Annotated in this window: 20 protein-coding genes; all 20 read right to left on the reverse strand. The window is 61.1% G+C overall.

Annotated features, from left to right (window positions below):
• The coding region (gene tyrS / locus ACLTXB_RS07050) for a tyrosine--tRNA ligase (protein WP_428226514.1) at positions 1-541 on the reverse strand (541 nt) is incomplete at its 3' end.
• Positions 542-558: 17 nt separating this feature from the next.
• Entirely contained in the window at positions 559-1,425 is an 867-nt protein-coding gene (locus ACLTXB_RS07055) for a DMT family transporter (protein WP_428226515.1), read from the reverse strand.
• A gap of 419 nt (positions 1,426-1,844) precedes the next feature.
• Positions 1,845-3,017 carry an NAD(P)-dependent malic enzyme gene (locus tag ACLTXB_RS07060; protein ID WP_428226516.1) on the reverse strand — a complete coding sequence of 391 codons (1,173 nt, stop codon included), beginning with the start codon at positions 3,015-3,017 and terminating at the stop codon, positions 1,845-1,847.
• Positions 3,018-3,164: 147 nt separating this feature from the next.
• Entirely contained in the window at positions 3,165-4,643 is a 1,479-nt protein-coding gene (spoIVA, locus tag ACLTXB_RS07065; protein ID WP_328246325.1) for a stage IV sporulation protein A, read from the reverse strand.
• Positions 4,644-4,771: 128 nt separating this feature from the next.
• On the reverse strand, positions 4,772-6,298 hold the full coding sequence (locus ACLTXB_RS07070) for a DUF3794 and LysM peptidoglycan-binding domain-containing protein (protein WP_428226517.1): 1,527 nt from the start codon (positions 6,296-6,298) through the stop codon (positions 4,772-4,774).
• A 325-nt stretch (positions 6,299-6,623) separates the two neighbouring features.
• The gene (gene rsgA / locus ACLTXB_RS07075) at positions 6,624-7,505 is read right to left on the reverse strand and encodes a ribosome small subunit-dependent GTPase A (protein WP_235398375.1); all 882 of its coding nucleotides are present in this window, start codon (positions 7,503-7,505) and stop codon (positions 6,624-6,626) included.
• A complete protein-coding gene (gene pknB, locus ACLTXB_RS07080) occupies positions 7,505-9,532 on the reverse strand; it encodes a Stk1 family PASTA domain-containing Ser/Thr kinase (RefSeq protein WP_235398376.1) in 2,028 nt (675 codons plus the stop codon). The genes rsgA and pknB overlap by 1 nt, the downstream gene beginning before the upstream one ends.
• A gap of 69 nt (positions 9,533-9,601) precedes the next feature.
• Complete coding sequence (locus ACLTXB_RS07085) at positions 9,602-10,330, reverse strand: Stp1/IreP family PP2C-type Ser/Thr phosphatase (RefSeq protein WP_008980882.1); 729 nt, start codon at positions 10,328-10,330, stop codon at positions 9,602-9,604.
• The gene (gene rlmN / locus ACLTXB_RS07090) at positions 10,327-11,385 is read right to left on the reverse strand and encodes a 23S rRNA (adenine(2503)-C(2))-methyltransferase RlmN (RefSeq protein WP_428226543.1); all 1,059 of its coding nucleotides are present in this window, start codon (positions 11,383-11,385) and stop codon (positions 10,327-10,329) included. Before rlmN ends, ACLTXB_RS07085 begins: the two co-directional genes overlap by 4 nt.
• Positions 11,386-11,399: 14 nt before the next feature.
• Positions 11,400-12,737 carry a 16S rRNA (cytosine(967)-C(5))-methyltransferase RsmB gene (gene rsmB / locus ACLTXB_RS07095; RefSeq protein WP_428226518.1) on the reverse strand — a complete coding sequence of 446 codons (1,338 nt, stop codon included), beginning with the start codon at positions 12,735-12,737 and terminating at the stop codon, positions 11,400-11,402.
• A 97-nt stretch (positions 12,738-12,834) separates the two neighbouring features.
• Positions 12,835-13,758 carry a methionyl-tRNA formyltransferase gene (gene fmt, locus ACLTXB_RS07100; RefSeq protein WP_008980885.1) on the reverse strand — a complete coding sequence of 308 codons (924 nt, stop codon included), beginning with the start codon at positions 13,756-13,758 and terminating at the stop codon, positions 12,835-12,837.
• Entirely contained in the window at positions 13,755-14,258 is a 504-nt protein-coding gene (gene def, locus ACLTXB_RS07105; protein WP_020989676.1) for a peptide deformylase, read from the reverse strand. The genes fmt and def overlap by 4 nt, the downstream gene beginning before the upstream one ends.
• A gap of 28 nt (positions 14,259-14,286) precedes the next feature.
• On the reverse strand, positions 14,287-16,740 hold the full coding sequence (gene priA, locus ACLTXB_RS07110; protein WP_428226519.1) for a primosomal protein N': 2,454 nt from the start codon (positions 16,738-16,740) through the stop codon (positions 14,287-14,289).
• Positions 16,741-16,842: 102 nt separating this feature from the next.
• Positions 16,843-17,046: a DNA-directed RNA polymerase subunit omega gene (gene rpoZ, locus ACLTXB_RS07115; RefSeq protein ID WP_008980888.1), complete on the reverse strand. Its 204-nt coding sequence runs from the start codon at positions 17,044-17,046 to the stop codon at positions 16,843-16,845.
• Complete coding sequence (gene gmk / locus ACLTXB_RS07120) at positions 17,043-17,660, reverse strand: guanylate kinase (RefSeq protein ID WP_008980889.1); 618 nt, start codon at positions 17,658-17,660, stop codon at positions 17,043-17,045. Before gmk ends, rpoZ begins: the two co-directional genes overlap by 4 nt.
• Positions 17,657-17,920, reverse strand: coding sequence for an extracellular matrix/biofilm regulator RemA (gene remA, locus ACLTXB_RS07125; RefSeq protein WP_008980890.1), 264 nt, complete (start codon positions 17,918-17,920; stop codon positions 17,657-17,659). Before remA ends, gmk begins: the two co-directional genes overlap by 4 nt.
• Positions 17,921-17,932: 12 nt before the next feature.
• A complete protein-coding gene (locus ACLTXB_RS07130) occupies positions 17,933-18,811 on the reverse strand; it encodes a YicC/YloC family endoribonuclease (protein ID WP_428226520.1) in 879 nt (292 codons plus the stop codon).
• Positions 18,812-18,887: 76 nt separating this feature from the next.
• The gene (locus ACLTXB_RS07135) at positions 18,888-19,418 is read right to left on the reverse strand and encodes a hypothetical protein (RefSeq protein WP_428226521.1); all 531 of its coding nucleotides are present in this window, start codon (positions 19,416-19,418) and stop codon (positions 18,888-18,890) included.
• A gap of 1 nt (position 19,419) precedes the next feature.
• Complete coding sequence (locus tag ACLTXB_RS07140) at positions 19,420-20,025, reverse strand: DnaJ domain-containing protein (RefSeq protein ID WP_428226522.1); 606 nt, start codon at positions 20,023-20,025, stop codon at positions 19,420-19,422.
• Positions 20,022-20,894 carry a DUF5685 family protein gene (locus ACLTXB_RS07145; RefSeq protein ID WP_110440449.1) on the reverse strand — a complete coding sequence of 291 codons (873 nt, stop codon included), beginning with the start codon at positions 20,892-20,894 and terminating at the stop codon, positions 20,022-20,024. The genes ACLTXB_RS07140 and ACLTXB_RS07145 overlap by 4 nt, the downstream gene beginning before the upstream one ends.
• Between the last annotated feature and the right edge of the window lie 5 nt (positions 20,895-20,899).

The raw sequence follows: 20,899 nt of genomic DNA on the forward strand, positions 1-20,899 counted from the left end.
GCTGGAACAGGTGGTAGAAATCGTAGGACTGCATGATCATGTAGTTGAACTCCAGGAAGCTCAGACCCTTCTCCATGCGCTGCTCGTAGCACTTGGCCCGGAGCATGTTGTTGACGGAGAAGCAGGCGCCCACATCCCGCAGCAGGTCGATGTAGTTCAGACCCAGCAGCCAGTCGGCGTTGTTCACCATCTGAGCCTTGCCCTCGCCGAACTCAATGAAGCGCTCCATCTGCTTCTTGAAGCAGTCGCAGTTGTGCTGGATGGTCTCAGGGGTCATCATGGAACGCATATCGGTACGGCCGGAAGGGTCACCGATGTAGCCGGTGCCGCCGCCGATCAGAGCGATGGGACGGTTACCCGCCATCTGCAGGCGCTTCATCAGGCACAGAGCCATAAAGTGGCCCACGTGCAGGGAGTCAGCGGTGGGGTCAAAGCCAATGTAGAAGACGGCCTTGCCCTCGTTGATCATTTTAGAGATCTCTTCCTCGTTGGTGACCTGGGCGATGAGGCCGCGGGCCTTCAGTTCTTCATAGCAAGTCATTTTCCTTTACTCCTTTATCAAATCAGTTCATTTGCTTGTATTTCTTCTGGTTTTTGCTTTTTTGTCCGGCAGACATTGTAGACGATGACGCCGCCAATGACGATAGCCGCCCCAATGAGTGCCATGGGGCCCATTTTCTCCCCATAGAATACCGCCACCAGAATGGGGTTGAGCACCGGCTCAATGCCGGAGACCAAGCTGGCCGTGACAGGAGGGGTAGTTTTGAGACCAATGGTCAGCAAAATGTAGGCCACCGCCACCTGGAATACGCCAAGTACCAAAAGACTAGTAATAGCAGTAGGTGAAAAGTCAGTTTCCTTCACAAGAAACGGCAGTCCGGTTATGGCTGAGAGCACATCTCCCCAGAAAACAGAGGAGATGGCGTCGCTGTCAGGCATGTCATTGAGCAGGAACACCCCGGCGTAGGCCAGACCGGACAACAGGGCCAGCACATTGCCCAGCCCCCCTCCCATCTCCAGGCTGTCCAAAAAGAAGAATACCACGCCGCCAAAGACCACCACACAGGTGATCACATCCAGCTTATCGGGCCGACGGTGAAAAAACAGTAGGGTGATGAGCAGCACAAAAATGGGTGCGGTAAACTGGAGCACGATGGTGTTGGCCGCCGTGGTCAGCTTGTTGGCAATGGAAAACAGGGCGTTACAGCCAAAGACGGAGATGGCTCCCAGAGCGACCCAGCGGTTGAGGCGCAGGGGATGCTTGACCCAGATCAGATAGGCCCCGATCACCACCAGGGCAATGGCGGTGCGGCTGCCGTTGATGGCCATGCCGCCCCAGGGGATGAGTTTGATGCACAGTCCCCCAATGCTGTAAAGCAGTGCCGCGGCAAATACACACAGGGTGCCCTTTTGGCTCTTGGTCATATCATGCCCCCTTTCCATGCAAAAAGCCCTCTGTCCGAATATTCGGACAGAGGGCATAGCAATGCGGTACCACCTCTGGTTCGTCCCTGCCTCGCAACAGAGACCTCATGGAGTACGTGACTCCCTTCGCAATAACGGGCGAAACCCGGCCTGTCCCCTACCCACGCAGGAAATACGCTTCGGGCGGCTGCTCCAAGGGGTAATTTCACAAAGCGTCCTCTCCCCCTTTCACCAGCCGGGGGCTCTCTGCACAGGGTGATGCCTTGCTAAGGTTCCTTTTCTTCGCAGTATAAGAACTTTATCATAGTTTTTCCCCTTTGTCAACCGCTGGAAGGAGGTACCCCTTTTTTACTCTTTCAGAGGCGAAACGCAGTTTCGCACAAAGTTCTTTTGCCTACTTTTCTTTCAAGAAAAGTAGGTTACAGTCTGGCGACGCCAGTCTTCCGGGCGGCTTCGGCCACGGCCTTGGCTACCGCAGGCACTACCCGCTTGTCAAAGGCAGCGGGAATGATGTTGGCCTCACTCAGCTCCTCATCGGGAATGATGGAGGCCAACGCCATGGCAGCGGCCATCTTCATCTCCTCGTTGATATCGCTGGCCCGCACGTCCAGAGCACCGCGGAAAATGCCCGGGAAAGCCAGGACGTTGTTGATCTGGTTGGGGTAATCGCTGCGTCCGGTGGAGACCACCTTGGCTCCGCCCGCCTTGGCATCCTCGGGGAAGATCTCCGGGGTGGGGTTGGCGCAGGCAAAGACGATGGCATCCTTGTTCATGGTCTTGACCATCTCGGTGGTCACCAGGTTGGGGGCGGACACGCCGATGAACACATCGGCACCCACCAGCATATCGGCCAGAGTGCCCTTGCGCTTTTCCAGATTGGTGCGCTTAGCGATCTCCTGCTGGGCCCAGTTCATATCGGGGTTGCCCTCATACAGGGCGCCAAACTTGTCGCACAGAGTAATGTCCTTGAAGCCAGCCTCCAGTAGCAGCTTGGTGATGGAGATGGCGGCGGAACCGGCTCCAGAGAAGACCACCCGGACCTCCTCCTTCTTCTTCCCTACCACCTTCAGAGCATTGGTCAAGCCAGCCAGAGCAATAATGGCGGTGCCGTGCTGGTCATCGTGGAAAACGGGGATGTCACACATCTCCTTCAGGCGGCGCTCAATTTCAAAACACCGGGGAGCGGCGATATCCTCCAGGTTGATGCCGCCGAAGGAACCGGAGATGTTATACACGGTCTGGACAAACTCGTTCACGTCCTTGGTCTTGACACAAAGAGGGAACGCATCTACATCGGCAAAGCGCTTGAAGAGCACGCACTTTCCCTCCATGACGGGCATACCAGCCTCGGGGCCAATGTCGCCCAGGCCCAACACGGCAGTGCCATCGGTGATGACGGCCACCAGGTTGTGGCGGCGGGTCAGCTCATAACTCTTCTCGGGGTGCTTCTGGATCTCCAGGCAGGGCTGGGCCACGCCGGGGGTGTAGGCCAGAGACAGTTCCCCTTTGTTACCCGCAGGCACAGTGGCCACCACTTCAATTTTACCCTTCCACTCCCCGTGCAGACGCAGGGACTCCTTCGCGTAATCCATAACAGTTCCTCTCTTTCTATGTAAGTCAACAAAATATTTGTTTTGTTTCCTTGCCCTTCATTTGGGACATAGTATGCTTTATTATACCACCCCCTGCCCCCGCTCCGCAACCGAAAAGCGCCTCCCAGAACCGGGAGGCGCTTTTCCTTATAAAATAATGCAGATGAGTCCGCCGGAGCCCTCGTTGATGATGCGCTGGAGGGTTTCCCGCAGCTTCTCCCGGGCGTCCTCGGGCATACGCTTGACCTTGGCGTTCAGGTCCTCCCCCACCAGTTCGTGGAAGGACTTGCCAAAAATATTGGACTGCCAGATCTTGGCCGTGTCCCCCTCAAACTCCTGGAGCAGATAGTGGATCATCTCCTCGCTCTGCTTCTCACTGCCTACAATGGGCGAGACCTCCGTCTCAATATCCGCCCGGATCATGTGTATAGAGGGGGCGCTTGCTTTCAGCCGCACGCCATAGCGTCCCCCCTGGCGCACGATCTCCGGCTCCTCCAGTACCAGGGAGTCAATGGAGGGCACGACAATTCCGTACCCCGTCTCCTCCACTTCCTTGAGGGCGTCGGCTACCTTGTCATAAGATGCCTTCACCTGGGCCAGTTGGGTAAGCAGCGCCATCAGATCTCCGTCGTTGCCGATCTGGAAACCCGACTGCTGAGAAATGGTGTCGTAGAACAGAGACCTGGGCAGCTCCAGGCTGGCACAGGCCAGGCCGGTACCCAAATCGATGGAGGTCACCCGCGCCTGGCTGACCTGCTCGCACTCCCGCATAGAGGCCACCGCCTGCTCCACGTCCCGGATACGGCCCAACTGTCCCGCTCCCTGGCGGATGGCCTCGTAGAGAGCGGCCTTGATGGGGTGCTCCTGAGGCAGGGCATCCACCCAGGGAGGCAGGAACAGGTCCATCTCTTTGAGTGGGAATTCATAGAGCACCTGCTTGAGCAGGGCGCTCACGTCCTCCTCTTCCATCTCCAGGCAGTTGGCGGCCACACAGGTGACCTGGTGGCGCTGGGCGATCTCATCCCGGATGGCCTGGGTCCGCTGGGAATTTGGGTGGGCAGAGTTGAGGAGCACCAGGAAAGGCTTGCCCAGCTCCTTCAGCTCCCGGATCACCCGCTCCTCCGCCTCCAGATAGTCCTCCCGGGGAATCTCGGTGATGGTGCCGTCGGTGGTGACCACGATGCCGATGGTGGAGTGCTCAGCAATCACTTTTCGGGTGCCTACCTCGGCGGCCTCAGACATGGGGATCTCATGGTCAAACCATGGAGTGGTGACCATGCGCTCGGTCTCCCCCTCCAGCTGTCCCACTGCTCCGGGCACCATGTAGCCCACACAATCAATGAGCCGCACCTGGAACGCCGCCGAGGCGTCCATGGACACGGTCACCGCCTCCTCAGGGACAAACTTGGGCTCTGCCGTCATGATGGTCCGCCCGGAGCCGCTCTGGGGCAGCTCATCCCGGGCCCGCTCCCGGCGATAGACGTTGTCGATGTTGGGGATGACCAGACTCTCCATCACCCGTTTGATGAAGGTGGACTTCCCGGTGCGCACCGGCCCCACCACACCGATGTAGATATCGCCGTCGGTCCGACGGGCGATATCCTCATAGATTTTGCGCTCTTCCACTGCCATTCCTCCCTTTTGGCTTGCCTTGGTATTTCGTTACACTGTATGAGGATAAGCTGTAGAATATGCCCTGTTTCCGGGGGCACAGAAAAATGCGCCCCGTCTCCGGGGCGCGTGTGTGGTATAGATTAAAAAGAAGATGGGATAAGCAGCATCTTCCCGGTGGGCAGGCTCCCCTCCTCCAGCTGATTGGCCTGAAGGATCTGATGCTGGGGGGTGGCGTAGGCCTTGGCGATGTCCCACAGAGTCTCCCCCGGCGCGGCCAGACGCAGCACCACCGAGGGCTGCTGCCCCTCCTGCTTTCCTCTTGGCTCCCCCAGAACAGCGGAGCTTACTGCCAGGGCCCGCTGAGGCTGGAGCAGCTGGAACTGGAACTCGGCGGTAAACCGCACCTCCAACCCGCCTGCTGCCGGAGTGGCAAACACCTCCCCCGGACACAACAGATGACAGCGGCACACCGCCCCGGCGGGCGCTTCCACCCGGCAGCTGAGAGGCAGAGTGCGCTGGAAGGCCTGCAGGTTCTCCTCCTCGTCCAGATAGAGCACCGTCACCAGGGCCGGTCCGGTGAGGACTACCTCGTTGCCCTCTCGGCTCTGGGTGATCTCTCCCAGGTTGACCCAGCTGTCCACTACGCTGCGGGGCAGCGACCCGGTCTCCAGCAGCTCCCGCACATTCTGGGCACGGCTGGACTGGTCCAGCAGCTTCCACAGGGTGTGCTCCTCCCGGGCCACCTGGGTCTCCCAGGCGGTACTGTACAGATCCTGTAAAAGCTGCATCGGCCGGTGGCACCACACCTGGGCCTGAGCCAGCACATCCAGGGTGACCTCTACGCTGCGGCCGTCCTCTCCGCTGGGCAAACAGGTAAACTGGGTCAGCTCCAGATCCATCTGGCACTCGCTCCCCTCGCCCACGCCGGGGATCTCCATCACCTGGGAGAAGGGCATGGACTCCCGGTAGGGGGTCAGAGCGCCCCCCGCCTCCTGGACCAGCAGCTGGAGTTCCACCGTGCCCTTGAAGATCAGCTTACTGCCGATGAGCTTACACTCTCCGCACACCGGCTGGGCCTGGCAGGCCATTACTTCCATGCCCTCCCCCTGGCCGCCGTTGAGGCGTATTTGATCTGTGAATGTAAAGGGTTTCTCCTGGACATCACTGAGCTGATAGGTCTCCGCCTGGGCGATCATCTGCTCCACCTTGTGCTCCTCCGGCTCCAGCACAGCCTGGCAGCACATGTGCTCCGTAGGCTGGAAGGCGGTGATCTCCACCGCCAGGTCCACCCGCAGCAGAACCTTTCGGGGATTGAGGGCCCGGGCCTCCGCACCCCGTACCCGCGCACAGGCGGACACCATCCCCTGTTGTGTGAGCGTGGGGGCGTCCATCTGACTGGTAAAAGGCAGGGCGGCCTCCAGACGGCGCAGGCCGCCTCCCTCCTCCGGCTGGTAGAGTACCACCGCCCGCACACTGCCGCTGGCCTCGGCCAGTCCATCCCGTGCCTGCTTGCCGTTCAGGGTGGCCTGGGCACACACGGCCACGATACGCAGAATGTCCGGACAGGCGTCGGGCACAATGGTCTCCAGAGTTTCCTCCTGGCACACCGTCCCGCTTGCCGCCACTTCGTAGCAGTGGGTCACTTCCCGGTCAAATTCCAATTCCATACTGTCCTCTCCCTTTTCCTTGAGTGTCCCGCCGCGGCGGGCTATCCGGCTTTGGGACACTATATGCGCCGGAGAGGCCGCTTATGTCCAAAAACAGTTGCTCCCCCCTTCAAGCCCGCAGGCTTGAAAGGGGGAGGTCCCTCACGGCTCCCGATGCAGGCCAAATAGCCGCCGCAGCAGTCCCCGCAGACATTTCGGAGAACGTACCACCACAATGCCCATCTACTTATGCCTCCCTCCTGACAGACTGTACTTTAGTATATGGCCCAGTCCTCCGCCTTGACACAAAAAAAGCGGAACGCCCGAAGGCGTTCCGCAAAAAAGTTTATTTCCGTTCCCAGTCGGGAATCTGCTTGGCCTGCTCGTAGAGGCGCACATAGCTCTCGTGGCGGCTTTTGGCGATCTCTCCCGCCTTCACCGCCGCCAGCACCGCGCACCCCTTCTCCTTCACATGGGCACAGTCCTGAAACTGGCACTGATCCACATAGGGTGCAAACTCCCGGAACCGTCCGGCCAGCTCCTCCTTGCGGCACAGCTCCATCTTGTCCACGTCAAAGGACGAGAACCCCGGGGTGTCCGCGACGACTCCGCCGCAGCTCAGCCGCACCAGCTCCACATGGCGGGTGGTGTGCCGTCCCCGGCCCAGCTTGTCGCTGACCTCTCCGGTCTTCAGAGCAATGCCCGGCTCCAGCGCATTGAGGATGCTGGACTTGCCTACGCCGGAGTTTCCGGTAAAGGCAGATACCTTGCCAGAAATCAGTTCCTTGAGCTGGTCGATACCCTCTCCGGTCTCGGCGCTCACTTCCAGTGCCTGGTAGCCAGCCCTCCGGTAGAGGGCGGCCAGCTCCGCTCCGGAAGCCAGATCGCACTTGTTCACGCATACGATGCTCTCGCAGTGGTTTCCCTCGGCAATGGCGATGACCCGGTCGATGAGGAAGGGGTCGGTTACCGGAATGGACTGGGATGCAATGATGACCAGCTGGTCGATGTTGGCCACGGCAGGCCGGGCAAACTGGTTTTTCCGGGGCAGGATGGCGTCCAGAGCTCCCTGGCCGTTATCCAGGGGGGTGAATTCCACCCGGTCCCCCACCAAAGGGGTAATTTTCTCATGGCGCAGCTTGCCTCGTCCCCGGCAGGCGGTGATGGTGCCGCTGCCGTCGTCCACGTAGTAGAAGCCGCTCAGGGCCTTAAAAATGATTCCTTCCATCAGCTGTCAAAGTCCACGGTCTGGTCGTATGCCTTGGCGCCATCGATATACACGGTGTACACCTGCTTACCGGTCCCCTTCAGGTCCAGCTGGAAGCCGCCCTCCAGGTTGGTATCGTAGGTTCCGCTGTGGACCTTATTGCCCTGGGAATCGTAGACATCCACGTTGACCACAGCACCGGCGTCCGGCAGGGTGAAGCTGACTGTCTTGGTGACCTCGGTGGGAATCGGCTGGGTGTTGGGGTCGGGACCGTCGCTGATGATGATGTTGATGGCTGTGCCCTGGTCCACCTTGGTGCCCTCGTTCACCGACTGGAAGCACACTTGGCCCTTGGGGTAATCATTGCTGTACTCGTGCTCCACACTTCCAACATCCAGGCCCTTGCTGGTCAGCATCTTTCGTGCCATATCCTCCGTTTGTCCCAGCAGTCCGGGCATATCCACCTGCTGTGTCTCCTTGCCCAGGCTGACCACCAGAACAACAGTGTCTCCGTCCGAGAGGACAGAGTCCTTCTCAGGAATGGTAGAGATCACGTGATCCTTCTCGATCTCATCGCTATACTCCGTTCTGGAGCTGAAGTCGATGTTCAGGGTCATACCGTTCTCTTTGGCCAACGCCTTTAGCTGCGCACTGGCGGTGACGTAGTCTTTGTCCGCCAGATCAGGCATGAGCACCTCATCGCTCTGTCCGGTGCTGACCACCACCTGAATGACCGTACCGGTATCCGCAGTAATCGCACTGTTGGCGGTAGGATCCTGCGAGAGGATGGTACCCGCAGGCTTGTCGCTCTCCTTCTCCTGCACGATCTCCAGGGTAAAATCGCCCAGCAGATTGGTATCCACGGAAGCCTCACTGTACAGAAGGCCGGTCACCGTAGGTACCCGCTTGGTGTTCCCACCCTGGAAGCTGCCGGAAAAGACCGTGGAGAACATGATGAAGACCAGAGCGGCTACAAACACCAGAATGGCAGCCACCGCGCCGATCACCGGCCAGTTGGGGCCGCGGCGCTCCTCCTCCTCATCTTCCTCCTCTTCCTCAATGCGGCGGGCTCGCCGATCCTGACGCTCCGTTCTGGAGACAGGCGTCTCTCTGCGCCCACTGGAGGTACGGGGAGGAACGGTGTGGATCTGAGTGCGGTCCACGTCCTCCTCCTCTTCGGGGTGGAAGTCGTTGGGGCTGAAATCAAAGTTGATATTGGGGTTTTTCCGGAACTCCTCCAAATCGGCCAGCATGGCATCGGCGGAGGGGTAACGGTTGTCCGGGTTGGGAGCCATGGCCTTCATGGTGATGGCCTCCAGCGCCTCGGGAATGGTGGGATCGATCTCCCGGGGGGAGAGCGGAATGGAATTGATATGCTGGATGGCCACCGAGACAGGGGTATCCCCCTCAAAGGGCAGGCGGCCGGTAATCATCTCATAGAGGACCACACCGGCAGAGTACAAATCGGAGCGCTCGTCAATGTGGCTGCCCCTGGCCTGCTCAGGAGAAATGTAGTGTACCGATCCAAGAGCCTCCTGGGTGAGGGTGCTGTGCCCTCCGGAGGTCACCCGGGCAATGCCGAAGTCGGCCACCTTCACGCTGCCGTCCCGGAGCACCATGATGTTATGGGGTTTGATATCCCGGTGGATGATGCCGCGGCTGTGGGCGTGCCCCAGCGCCTTGACGATCTGGGTGATGAAGTGCAGGGCCTCCCGCCAGTTGAGCTTGTTCCCCTTCTTCTGCATGTACTGCTTCAGGGTGATGCCGTCGATGAGCTCCATGACGATGTACTCGATATCGGAGGAACGGCTGACGTCGTACACGGCCACAATGTTGGGGTGAGACAGCATGGCAACAGCCTGAGACTCATCGTGGAAACGGCGGCGCAGCTCTGCGTCCTGGGCCAGATCGTCCCGCAGGATCTTCAGGGCCACCAGACGGTTGAGCCGATGGCAGCGGGCCTTATAGACCCGGGCCATACCGCCCACGCCGATGAGCTCCAGGATTTCATATCGATTGTCGAGTAATTTACCGATGTACTGATCCATGGTAAATATCCTCCTTTGTAGGCTTTCCCAGTCGGACTGGGGATTGACTGGTTTGGGCTTGACAGAATATCAGCACTGGATCAACACCGCCGTCACGTTGTCCGGCGCCCCCCGGTGCAAAGCGATATCCAGCAGGCGGCGGCAGCAGGTGCATGCCTCGCCTCCGTGGATCACCTCGTACAAGATCTCCTGCTCGGAGACCACATTGCTCAGCCCGTCGCTGCACAGCAGCAAAAAGTCCCCTTCGTTCAGCTTCTGCCGGAACAGATCGGCCCGCAACTCAGGGTCCGCGCCCAGGGCGCGGGTAATGAGATTCTTATGGGGATGGGTTCTGGCCTGGTCGGGGGTCAGCTCGCCTCGCTCCACCAGATCCTCCACCAGAGAGTGGTCACGGGTCACCCGGACAATACCGCCCTCCTCGGAGAGATGGTAGGCGCGGCTGTCTCCCTCGTTGAGGATCAGGGCCTGCCCCTCCTCCACCAGAGCGGCCACCATGGTGGTGCCCATCCCGGCGCAGTCGGGTTCGGTAACCGCGCGGCGGAAGACTTGTTCATTGGCGGTTGCCGCAGGGCGCTCCATCCGGCTGCGGTCCGACAGGCCGCTGCGGCCCTCGTCCTGCAAAAATTCCCGCATGAAGATGTCCACCGCCATGGAACTGGCCACATTTCCTGCCTTGGCTCCGCCCATGCCGTCGCACACCAGGGCCACCACCCGCCCGTCGGGCAGGACCTGGTGGGCAAAGGCGTCCTGATTCTGTGTCCGGATCACACCGCGGTCGGTGATACCCCACACATTCATGGCACATCTTCCTTTCTTCCGGCGGCCCTGGGACCGCCCTTACGTTCTCTTGCTTGCTCCCCCATGGCCTTACGCCGCAGCTGTCCGCAGGAGGCGTCGATGTCGCTGCCCAGCCGGCGGCGGACCGTGACGGTGACGCCGTGGCTCTCCAGACGTTTCTGGAACGCCGCCACCCGGCGGCTTGGCTTCAGAGGACTCTCCTCCACGTCGTTGAGAGGGATGAGGTTCACATGCCCCGGCATCCCTTTCAGCAGACCGGCCAGCAGGTCGGCCTGGCGGTCGGAGTCGTTGACCCCGTCGATCATGGCGTACTCATAGGAGATCCGCCGCCCGGTGGTTTCAAAGTACCGGCGGCAGGTGTCTATCAGCTGCTCCACTCCCACCGCGCGGTTCACCGGCATAATTTTGGACCGGGTCTCGTCATCGGGAGCATGCAGGGAGACAGACAACGTTAATTGTAACCCACGTTGGGCCAATTTGTCAATTTGATCTACTAATCCACAGGTGGACAGGGAGATGTGGCGCATGCCGATGTTCAAACCCTCGGGGTGGTTGACCAGGGTGAGGAACTTCATCACCGTGTCATAGTTGTCCAGAGGCTCGCCGATGCCCATAAGCACAATGTTGGAGATGGGCGCCCTGCTGTCCAACTGGGTGAAGAGCACCTGGTCCACCATCTCAGCGGGGGTAAGGTTTCGCACCTTGCCAGCCAGTGTGGAGGCGCAGAAGGCGCAGCCCATGCGGCAGCCCACCTGGCTGGAGACGCAGACGGTGTTGCCGTGCTTATAGCGCATGAGCACCGTCTCAATGCAGTTGCCGTCCCTCAGCTCCCACAGGTATTTGATGGTGCCGTCCAGCTGGGACACCTGCTTGCGTGCCACCTTGGGCACGGTAAGAAAACAGGTCTCCTTCAGCTTTTCCCGCAGCGATTTGGACAGGTCGGTCATCTCGTCAAAGGAGGTGACTCCCCGGTAGATCCAGCGAAAAATCTGCTTGGCACGGAAACCGGGCTCTCCCTGGCTTTTGAGCCAGGCGGTCAGCTCCTCCAGGGTCATGGATTTGATATCGGTCAAGGGGTCTCCCCTACCTTTCGCAGTTTACAGATGAAGAATCCGTCCGTTTGGTGGACCTGGGGCCAGAGGGTGATCTCCCCTGCCTCCACCCGCCCTGCCGCTCCGGGCAGTTCAAAGGCCTCCCGGACAAACTCCGGGTGCTTTTCCAAAAAGGCGGACACGACCTCCCCGTTCTCCCGGGGCAGGATGGTACAGGTGGAGTACATCAGCACTCCGCCCGCCTTTACATAGCCCGCCGCGTTTTCCAAAATCGCCTGCTGGACCTGGGGCAGGTCTTCCAGGGGCTTGGGGTCCTTGTAGCGGATATCCGGCTTTTTCCGGATGACACCCAGACCGGAACAGGGCGCATCCACCAGCACCAGATCAAAGGCGGACACCCACTCCTCCCGCCGCACCTTGCCGTCGGCAGTCATGGGCTTGATAATGCTGAGGCCCAGCCGGTCGGCTCCGGCCTGAATGAGCTTCTTTTTATGGGGATGGAGGTCGCAGGAGATGACCTCTCCCTGATTGTCCATCTGGATGGCGGCGGCAAAACTCTTGCCGCCGGGCGCGGCGCACATATCCAGCACCCGCATCCCGGGCGCGGCGCCGGAAGCCAGAGCCATCAGCCGGGAGGCAGGGTCTTGAACATAAAAGAGCCCCTGCCCATAGGCATCCAGCCGCTCCAGATTGCCCGTCTTATTTAAGATAAGGCAGTTCTCCAGCCAGGGGTGGGGCGTGACCTCCACTCCCTGCTCAGCCAGCAGGTCCGTTGCCTCCTGGGCGGTGGCCTTGGTGGTGTTCACCATGGCGGTCATGGGAGGCTGGCTGTTGTTGGCCTGGAGAAACTCCGCTGTCCCCTCGCTGCCCAGCAGCGGCAGCAGCGCCTCCACCAGCCACACCGGGTGGCTGTACAGGATGCTGAAATACTCCGCCAGGTCATTTTGCGGGATAGTGGGCAGCTGGTTTAAATTCCGCTGCAAGCTACGCAGAATGGCATTGACCATCCCCGGCGCTCTGGGGTTTTTGCAGTGGGTGCGGGTGAGCTCCACCGAGCAGTTCACCGCCGCGCTCTGGGGGATTTTGCTAAGAAACAGCATCTGATAAAGCCCCAGGCGCAGGGCCTGGACCACCTTGCTCTCCATGCGCCGCAGGGGGATGTTGGAGAACTTGGAGATATAAAAGTCCAGCAGCATCTCGTTCTGCACCACTCCGAAGCACAGCTGGGTGGCCAGAGCGGCCTCCCGGCCCTCCAGTCCCCCGGCGGCCAGCTGCTTTTTCAGCGCGCCGTCCGACCAGCCCCCCTGCCGCTGGCAGGTATTCAGCGTCAACAGTGCCGCCTCCCGTGCGTCCATCTCGTTCGCCCCTTCTCTTTCTCTTAAATCATTGGTACATCTTATTTGTAATGGGTTTTTACCTTGCGAAATTTGTTGCTTTGCTCGGGTTTGCACCTCAGCCTACCGTCACCGGGTGTCCGGCCAGATAGTTGGCTGCCGACATCCGCCGGGAGCCGGGAGCCTGGATTTCTGTCAAGCGAATTACCTTGCCATCTCCGCAGGCTACGTCGATTCCCGCCTTATTGGCAGCAATCACAGTGCCGGGAGCCTTTCCGGTCTCGATCCCCGGTTCCTCCACGGCGAACACCTTGATGGTGTCCCCCAAAATATCGGTGGAGGTGGCGGGCCAGGGGGTCAGACCCCGGACCTGGTTGTGGATCTCCTTGGCGCTGCGGCTCCAGTCGATGGGGCTGAGCGCCCGGGAGAGCATGGGCGCCAGGGTAGCCTGGCTGTGGTCCTGGGGGGTGCGCTTGGCGGTACCGGCAGCGATGTCGGCCACCACCTTCACCAGTAGCTCCCCGCCCAGCTGGGCCAGGCGGTCGTGGACCGCCTCTACATTTTCATCCGGGTCGATGGGGGTCTTCACCTGGTCGATGATGTCCCCCGCATCCAGCTCGGTGGCCATATGCATGATGGTCACGCCGGTCTCCTTGTCCCCGTTCACCACCGCCCAGTTGATGGGGGCGGCCCCACGGTACTTGGGCAGCAGGGACGAGTGGACGTTGATACATCCCTTGGGAGGCAGGGCCAGAATGTCGTCGGGCAGAATACGTCCATAAGCCGCCACCACGATGAGCTCCGGATTGAGCTCCTGAAGCTGAGCCAGAGCGGTACCGTCCCGCAGCTTGGTGGGCTGGAAAACGGGAATGTCGTGGCTCTGGGCACACACCTTTACCGCCGGGGGCTGGAGCTTGTTCTGGTGCCGTCCCACCGGCTTATCGGGCTGACAGAACACCCCGCACACCTCATGTCCCGCCGCCACCAGGGCTTCCAGGGAGGGAACGGCAAAGTCGGGGGTGCCCATAAAGACGATTCTCATTCCATCTCCTCCTGGGCCTGCTCATCCATCAGCTCGTCCAGCTCCTCACTGTTGTAGAGCTTGTCGGTTAGCTCGGTGTACAGGTGGCCGTCCAGATGGGCCAACTCGTGGCAGAAGCAACGGGCGGTCAGGCCGGTGCCCTCCGCCTCATACTCCTTGCCGAAGCGGTCCTGGGCCTTCACCTTCACCCACTCGGGGCGCTTCACAAAGCCCCACAGGCCGGGCACAGACAGACAGCCCTCCAGGCCGTCCTGCTCTCCCTGCTGGGCCACGATCTCGGGGTTTACCAGCTCCAGCACCTCGTCGGCCTCGTTGATGACGATAACCACCCGGCGCAGGATGCCCACCTGAGGGGCAGCCAGTCCCACACCTCCGGCCTCAGCCAGGGTCTCCTTCATATCGTCGATCAGATCCCACAGCTTCTGATCAAACTTGGTTACGGGGTGGCACACCTTAGTGAGGGCGCTCTCCCCCCGGGTCAGAATCTCTCGAATGGCCATTTCCATGTTCCTCCTTTATCTCATTCCCTTAATAGGGGTTCAAATCTCCGTAAACAGATATGCCCCGGTTCTCCCGGTCCTGATGGGCATGGGCAATGAGCTGTCCTAACAGCTCCCGCACTGGGCGGCAGTTCTTGGTGGACAGGGTCAGCCGGTAGCGGTAGCGGTTATTCACCTTGGCCACCGCCGCCGGGGCAGGTCCCAGCAGCTCCCACGCCTGGTCAAACCGTCCCAGGGCTCCCTCCAGAGCCTGGCGCAGCTTCACACAGCAACGCAATACCCCTGTCTCCTCCGGACCGGAAGCGGTGAGGACAAACACGTCCCGGAAGGGGGGCTCCCGGCGCAGGCGGCGCAGCTGGATCTCCTGCTGGTAGAAGTGCTCGTAGTCCTGGCGGGCGGCAAAGCGGATGACGTCGTGGTCGGGAGTGAAGGTCTGGATCACCGCCCGGCCCGTCTTCTCCCCCCGCCCGGCCCGGCCCACCACCTGGGTGAGCAGAGAGAAGGTCCGCTCCCCTGCCCGGAAGTCGTCCACGAACAGGGACTGGTCGGCCAGCACCACGCCAACCAGGGTCACGTTTTCAAAATCCAGTCCCTTGGCCACCATCTGGGTGCCCAACAGGATGGGGGCTTTGCCGGAGCGGAACTGCTCCAGAATTTTCTCGTGGGAGTGGGCAGCGGTGACGGTGTCTGAGTCCATCCGCAGTACCTCCACCCCGGGAAAACGCTCCTCCAGTTCCTCCTGCACCCGCTGGGTGCCCACGCCGATGAAGTTGAGCTTCCCGCCGCAGGCAGGACAGGCGTGGGGCAGGGGCTGGGAAAAACCGCAGTAGTGGCACATGAGCCGCCCGTTGGCCGAGTGGTAGGTGAGCTTCACCGAGCACCGGGGACACTGGGGCACCTCACCGCACTCCCCGCAGGACACCATGCGGCTGGCTCCCCGGCGGTTAAGAAGCAGGATGGTCTGCTCCCCACGGGCCAGGTTGTCCCCGATCTCCCGGGCCAGCAGGCCGCTGATGGCTCCCCCGTTGCCCTCCCGCAGCTCCTCCTTCAGGTCCACGATATGCACCTGAGGCAGGGCTTTCTGGTTGTAGCGCTGGGTGAGGGTAAATTGGTGGTAAATCCCCTCCCGGGCACTGTACATGGTCTCCACCGCCGGGGTGGCGGACCCCAGAACCAGCAGGGCATTCTCCTGGACACAGCGGTACTTGGCCACGTCCCGGGCGTGGTAGCGGGGGGTGTTCTCCGACTTGTAGCTCCCCTCCTGCTCCTCATCTAATATAAGGAGGGACAGGTTTTGCAGCGGCGCGAACACCGCCGAGCGGGTTCCGATGACCACCCGTGCCTTGCCGCTCCGGGCTCGCTTCCACTCGTCGTACCGCTCTCCGGCGGGCAAAGAGCTGTGAAGGACCGCAATCTCCTGTCCAAAGTGGGCGGCAAACACCCGCAGGAGCTGAGGCGTCAGGGCGATCTCGGGCACCAGAACCAGGGCGCTTCCCCCCCGGTCCAGCACCTGCTGGATGAGGCGGATGTACACCTGGGTCTTGCCGCTGCCCGTCACGCCGTACAGGAGCGCCACGGCGGGCTTTCCCTCCCGGCACAGCCGGTCCAGCCCCTCCAGAGCGGCCTGCTGTTCCTCATTGAGCTCCGGCAAGGGCTTGGGCGGCACGTCGTCCAGCTGGACCCGGCGGAATACCTCCTGCTGCTCCAGGGTGAGGATGCCGCTCTTGGCCAGGGACTTGATGGTGGCCGAGGAGGCTCCGGTGAAGTAACACAATTCCTTGGCGCTGGCCGCACCCAACTGACAGAGCAGCTCGGTCACCGAGTAGCGCAGAGGTGCAGTCTTTCGCCGGGGAGTGACCAGAGCCATGGCCTCCTCCGAGGGCATGGCCAGCACCGCCAGCTTCTCCGTCTTATCCCCCACGCCCCGCTGGGCGCTGGTGACGATCTCGGCCGCTCCGTGCTCCACCAGATAGCGTATGGCCGGAGTGGGGTCCTTGGGGCCAAAGCCAGCCCGGATCTGCTCCAGCTCTCCCTGGCCCTCCCAGGCCAGAAGCATATCCACCAGTTTTGTGGCGGCGGCAGAACCTTGGGCGGCCTCATAGGCCCCCTCCCGGTCCACGGTCAGCTTCACGCAGTCCCGCAGGGCGTAGTAGAGCCCGGCGGGCAGCATGGCCTTCACCGCGTCGTACACCGTACAAAAGTACCGCTCCCGCATCCAAAGAGCCAGCTGGAGGCCGCGGCGGTCCAGCACCGGCTCCTCATCCAGGGCGGCGGTGATGGCCTTTAAGCCTCCGCCCGTCTCCTGCTGAGCCAGCGCCAGCACGATACCGTCCGATCCTCGGTTGCCTGCCCCAAAGGGGACCAGCACCCGCATGCCCGGCCGCAGCCGGTCCTCTAAAGCCGCGGGGACCAGATAGTCATAGGGCTTATCGATGGCGTAGACCGCCTTGGATACGGCGACCTTGGCCACGACGCACCCCATGCTTTCTCCCTCCTTGCAAGCTCAAGAAAGGGCGGAACAACGGCGCGCTCCGGTCCATTGCTCCCGCCCTTTCTCCGTTGTGTATTCAGGGCCGGGATAACCTCAGCCCACCTGCTCCAGCCGCTCGTCCAGCTTGCCGTCAGCCACCTCCTGGATGGCAATGCTCACCGGCTTATCGTCCAGAGGCTCTCCGGCGATCTCCGCCTCGCTGGCGATCTCACGGGCACGGCTGGCCACCACATTCACCAGCTGATAACGGCTGGGCACCTTCTTAAGCAGGTCTCTCATAGCAGGATAGAGCATCATAACGCAAAAACTCCTTCATAAATAGATTTCCGGTTTTCCACGCGGCACTCGGCCGAGATGAGAATGGACTCGATCTCAGACACCGCATTGGAAACCTTGTCGTTGATAACCAGATAGTCGTACTTGGAAATTTCCTTCGCCTCCTGGCGGGCCTTCTCCAGCCGTCCCTGGATCACTTCCTCGCTGTCGGTATGACGGCCGTGAAGACGGCGGGAGAGCTCCTCAAAGGAGGGCGGGATAATGAAAATAAATAGGGCGTCGGGGCAGCGGGAGCGGACCTTGGCCGCGCCCTGGACCTCGATGTCCAGCAGCACATCGATGCCGGCGTCCAGCTTCTCCTGGATCACCTTCAAGGAGGTGCCGTAGTAGTTATTGACGTACTCCGCATACTCCAGCAGCTCGTCCCGCTGGATCATGCCCTCAAACTCCTCCCGGGAGACGAAGTTGTAGTTCACTCCGTTCTGCTCCCCTACCCGGGGCTGCCGGGTGGTGTAAGAGACGGAGAAATGGATGTTGTTTCGCTGGCCCAGCAGCTCGGCGATCACCGTGCTTTTTCCCACCCCGGAGGGGCCGGAGAGCACGATGAGCTGTCCCTTCTCTTTCTTTCGGATCATTCCGCTTCCTCCTCTGCGTTGTCCTTCTCCCCTGCCGCCCGGTTGGCCACCGTCTCTGGCTGCAGAGCGGAGAGAACCAGATGGTCGTTGTCCATGATGAGCACCGCCCGGGTGCGCCGGCCGTAGGTGGCGTCGATGAGCACGCCCCGGTCCCGGGCCTCCTGGACCATACGCTTGATGGGGGCAGACTCGGGGCTGACGATAGCGATGAGCCGCCCGGCGGAGATCATATTGCCAAATCCAATGTTGATCAGCTTCATGGACCGGCCTCCTTACTCAATATTCTGCACCTGCTCCCGGATCTTCTCGATCTCGGCCTTGATGTCCACCACATGGCGGGCAATATCGATGTCGCTGCACTTGGAGCCGATGGTGTTGGCCTCCCGGTTGAACTCCTGAATGAGGAAGTCCAGCTTACGTCCGGTGGCTCCTCCCTGCTCCAGCATGTGCCGCAGCTGGCCGATGTGGCTGCGCAGACGCACGGTCTCCTCATCCACCGCCACCTTATCGGCAAAAATGGCCGCCTCAGTGAGGATACGGGCGGGATCCAGCTGGGTGTTGGAGAGCACCTCGTTCATCCGGGCCTCCAGCTTGGCGCGGTACTCGGCCACCGTCTGGGGAGAGCGCTCCTCCACCTTACCCACCAGTTCCTCGATGCGGGCAGCACGGGAGAGCACATCGGTCTCCAGCCGCGCCCCCTCCCGGGTGCGCATCTGGTCGAAGTCGGCAAGAGCCCGGTCCAGAACGGAACAGATGTCCTGAGCCCGCTGCTCCACATCCTCCTCTGCCTTTTCCGCCAGCAGCACGTCGGGGAACCGGGACAGCAAGGACACGGAGATGTCCTTGGACAGGCCGTAACGTTCGGCCAGTTGGGTAAGGGCGGCGTAATAGCCGTCGGCCAGGGGCTGGTTCACCGACACCTGGACCTGTTCGCCGCCGGTGGAATCCAGGGTGACGAATACGTCCACCTTTCCCCGGGAAATGGTGTTCTGCACCCTGCTCTTGATGGTCTCCTCCGCAAAGAGGTAGAGCCGGGGCATGCGGACATTGCAGTCCAAGTAGCGGTTATTGACCGAACGCAGCTCCACCGTGATGGTGCAGCCGTTGAGGGTATCCTCTGCCCGGCCGTAGCCGGTCATACTTTTGACCATGGGGGTCACTTCCTTATGTCATGGATTGTACCCAGTCATGCGGGAACCAACCCGCCGCCGGGAAAAAGGGGACGCCTTACCGTCCCCGTCCGGGACGCAGACGCACCATCACCGCCCCAATGAGGCGGCTCAAACCGATATCGTAGATGAGAAATACCACGTTGCCCACCAGATAGACAAGCCAGGTCTTCTCTCCGATCCACTGGGGCAGCGCAGGAAGGAACAGAGAGCGGAAGACAAACCAGCAGATGCTCAGGGCCAGATTGAGGAAGGCAATCTTTCCAACCCACTCCACCACACGGCTCTTCACGTTTTCCATGCGGCTCTTCACCGTGGGGTACAGCCCTAAAAAGCACAGGTACATCAGGGCCACGCCCTTGTCCGGCAGCAGCAGAAGCCCCAGCACCGAGGCCGCCGCCCAGCACAGAAGGCCCGCCGGACGGCCTGCCGCAATGACTGCTCCAATGGGGAACAGGCCCGCCGCCGCCGTCAGCCCCAACTTTCCCGTGGGGAAAAAGCAGGCCAGCCACATTACAGCCAGACTGCCCGCGGCCAGTACGCCGCCCAGCGCCGTGCGCCGGGTGGAATCAGACGCCCGCTCGGCCATATCAGTTACATCCTCCGCACAGGCACTGCCAGCACAGCAGAGCGGTACAACAGTCCATGCTGTCGATACCTCCTCCGGAGTGATAAGGCCGGTAGGCCTGGCCGCCACGCTGCATCATGTTCAGGGCCTGACGGTACTCCATATTGCCCGGCTCCATCTGGACGGCCAGGCTGTAATTCTGCATGGCCTCGTCCAGCCAGCCCCGGCGGTAGGCGATGCTTCCCCGCAGGAAGTACCACTCGCCTCCGTGCTGAGGCATCTCATCCAGCAGCCGCTCGGCAGTGTTCAGATCCCCCATGTTGATGAGGTTTCGCACCCGGGCGTAGGTAGGGTTGCCGCCATACTGCTGTTGCTGCTGGTAGCCACCCTGGTAGCCGTCGGAGGAGGAACTACCGCTTTGATAGCTGCCGCCTCCCCCGCTGCGCTGCTTCTGGATGGCCTCATAGGCCTCGTTGATCTCTTTCATCTTCTCCTCAGCCAAGTCGGCCAGAGGATTGTCCACGTAGTTGTCCGGATGGTACTTCCGGGCCAGCTCCCGGTAGGCTTTCTTGATCTCCTGATCGCTGGCATTGGAACTGACGCCTAAGACGGTGTAGGGATCTCTCATTGATTCTGTCTCCATATCGTTTGTTTTTGGATCTGCTTCCAGCTGCCCTCAAAGACAGCCCGCTGTACCAGAGGCAGGCCCAGGTACAGGATATTCTCAATTACCGGCCAGCGACTGCCGAAGGACAGCAGCTGGGCGGCGGAATACATGCGGTTGAGGGAGTGATTTAACGTAAGCTCCAGGGCCTCCCGATTTCCCTGGGGGCCAAAGCGGGCGGCCACCGGGTTGTATCGCCCCGCCTGGGCATCCTCCTCCAGGTCGTCCTGGGCATCGATCAAATAGATCCACCGCCCCAGGTGGTAGAGAAGTTCCTCCAGCGGCCGATCCCGGAGGGGATCGCCGGTAGAGGGTGCCGCCGCCTGAAGCAGGCGCGCAAAGGTGTCGGCGGTCCGGTCTATGGATGGGCACTTCTCCCGCTCCAGAGTATCCAGCTCCTCCAAACATGTCCGCACCGCCTCATTAAAATCCGGGCAGTGGCGGGCCGCCTTTTTATAGGCCCGGCGCAGGAACAAAGCCAGTCCCCGGGCGGGCAGGCCTCTCCAGAAGCCGTCATCCCGGATCTTGTCCCGCAGCTGCCACCAGGTAAGGATCACACTCTCATCGGCCGCCAGCTCCAGAGCCGGGCTGGCAGGACACATGGTCTTTTTTAATACAGGATGGACCGAGCAGCGCTTCCGGCAGGGAGCGTAAGGCTCCTCCTCCGGGGTGAGCAGCAGGGCCAGAAAGGTAAAGTCGTAGTTGAGAAACCAGGTGGACGTCCAGCCGCACCGCTCCTTCATGCACCGGCACAGCCCGCAGTAGGCGGCCCGGTATAGATCAAAGTCCCGGCACTTCAGTTCGTCCCGCACCGGCCTGACATAGCCGAACATGACCG

It is taken from the genome of Flintibacter sp. (assembly GCF_046973065.1).

Bases quoted from the DNA above. Each gene is read 5' to 3' on its own strand.
- ACLTXB_RS07140 (WP_428226522.1), bottom strand. From the start codon at position 20,025: ATGAGAGATCCCTACACCGTCTTAGGCGTCAGTTCCAATGCCAGCGAT.
- remA (WP_008980890.1), bottom strand. From the start codon at position 17,920: ATGAAGCTGATCAACATTGGATTTGGCAATATGATCTCCGCCGGGCGG.
- ACLTXB_RS07130 (WP_428226520.1), bottom strand. From the start codon at position 18,811: ATGGTCAAAAGTATGACCGGCTACGGCCGGGCAGAGGATACCCTCAAC.
- pknB (WP_235398376.1), bottom strand. From the start codon at position 9,532: ATGGATCAGTACATCGGTAAATTACTCGACAATCGATATGAAATCCTG.
- priA (WP_428226519.1), bottom strand. From the start codon at position 16,740: ATGGGGTGCGTCGTGGCCAAGGTCGCCGTATCCAAGGCGGTCTACGCC.
- ACLTXB_RS07145 (WP_110440449.1), bottom strand. From the start codon at position 20,894: ATGTTCGGCTATGTCAGGCCGGTGCGGGACGAACTGAAGTGCCGGGAC.
- ACLTXB_RS07055 (WP_428226515.1), bottom strand. From the start codon at position 1,425: ATGACCAAGAGCCAAAAGGGCACCCTGTGTGTATTTGCCGCGGCACTG.
- rsgA (WP_235398375.1), bottom strand. From the start codon at position 7,505: ATGGAAGGAATCATTTTTAAGGCCCTGAGCGGCTTCTACTACGTGGAC.
- ACLTXB_RS07070 (WP_428226517.1), bottom strand. From the start codon at position 6,298: ATGGAATTGGAATTTGACCGGGAAGTGACCCACTGCTACGAAGTGGCG.
- rsmB (WP_428226518.1), bottom strand. From the start codon at position 12,737: ATGGACGCACGGGAGGCGGCACTGTTGACGCTGAATACCTGCCAGCGG.
- def (WP_020989676.1), bottom strand. From the start codon at position 14,258: ATGGCCATTCGAGAGATTCTGACCCGGGGGGAGAGCGCCCTCACTAAG.
- gmk (WP_008980889.1), bottom strand. From the start codon at position 17,660: ATGATCCGAAAGAAAGAGAAGGGACAGCTCATCGTGCTCTCCGGCCCC.
- ACLTXB_RS07135 (WP_428226521.1), bottom strand. From the start codon at position 19,418: ATGGCCGAGCGGGCGTCTGATTCCACCCGGCGCACGGCGCTGGGCGGC.
- fmt (WP_008980885.1), bottom strand. From the start codon at position 13,758: ATGAGAATCGTCTTTATGGGCACCCCCGACTTTGCCGTTCCCTCCCTG.
- rpoZ (WP_008980888.1), bottom strand. From the start codon at position 17,046: ATGATGCTCTATCCTGCTATGAGAGACCTGCTTAAGAAGGTGCCCAGC.
- ACLTXB_RS07085 (WP_008980882.1), bottom strand. From the start codon at position 10,330: ATGAATGTGTGGGGTATCACCGACCGCGGTGTGATCCGGACACAGAAT.
- ACLTXB_RS07060 (WP_428226516.1), bottom strand. From the start codon at position 3,017: ATGGATTACGCGAAGGAGTCCCTGCGTCTGCACGGGGAGTGGAAGGGT.
- rlmN (WP_428226543.1), bottom strand. From the start codon at position 11,385: ATGACCCTGGAGGAGCTGACCGCCTGGCTCAAAAGCCAGGGAGAGCCC.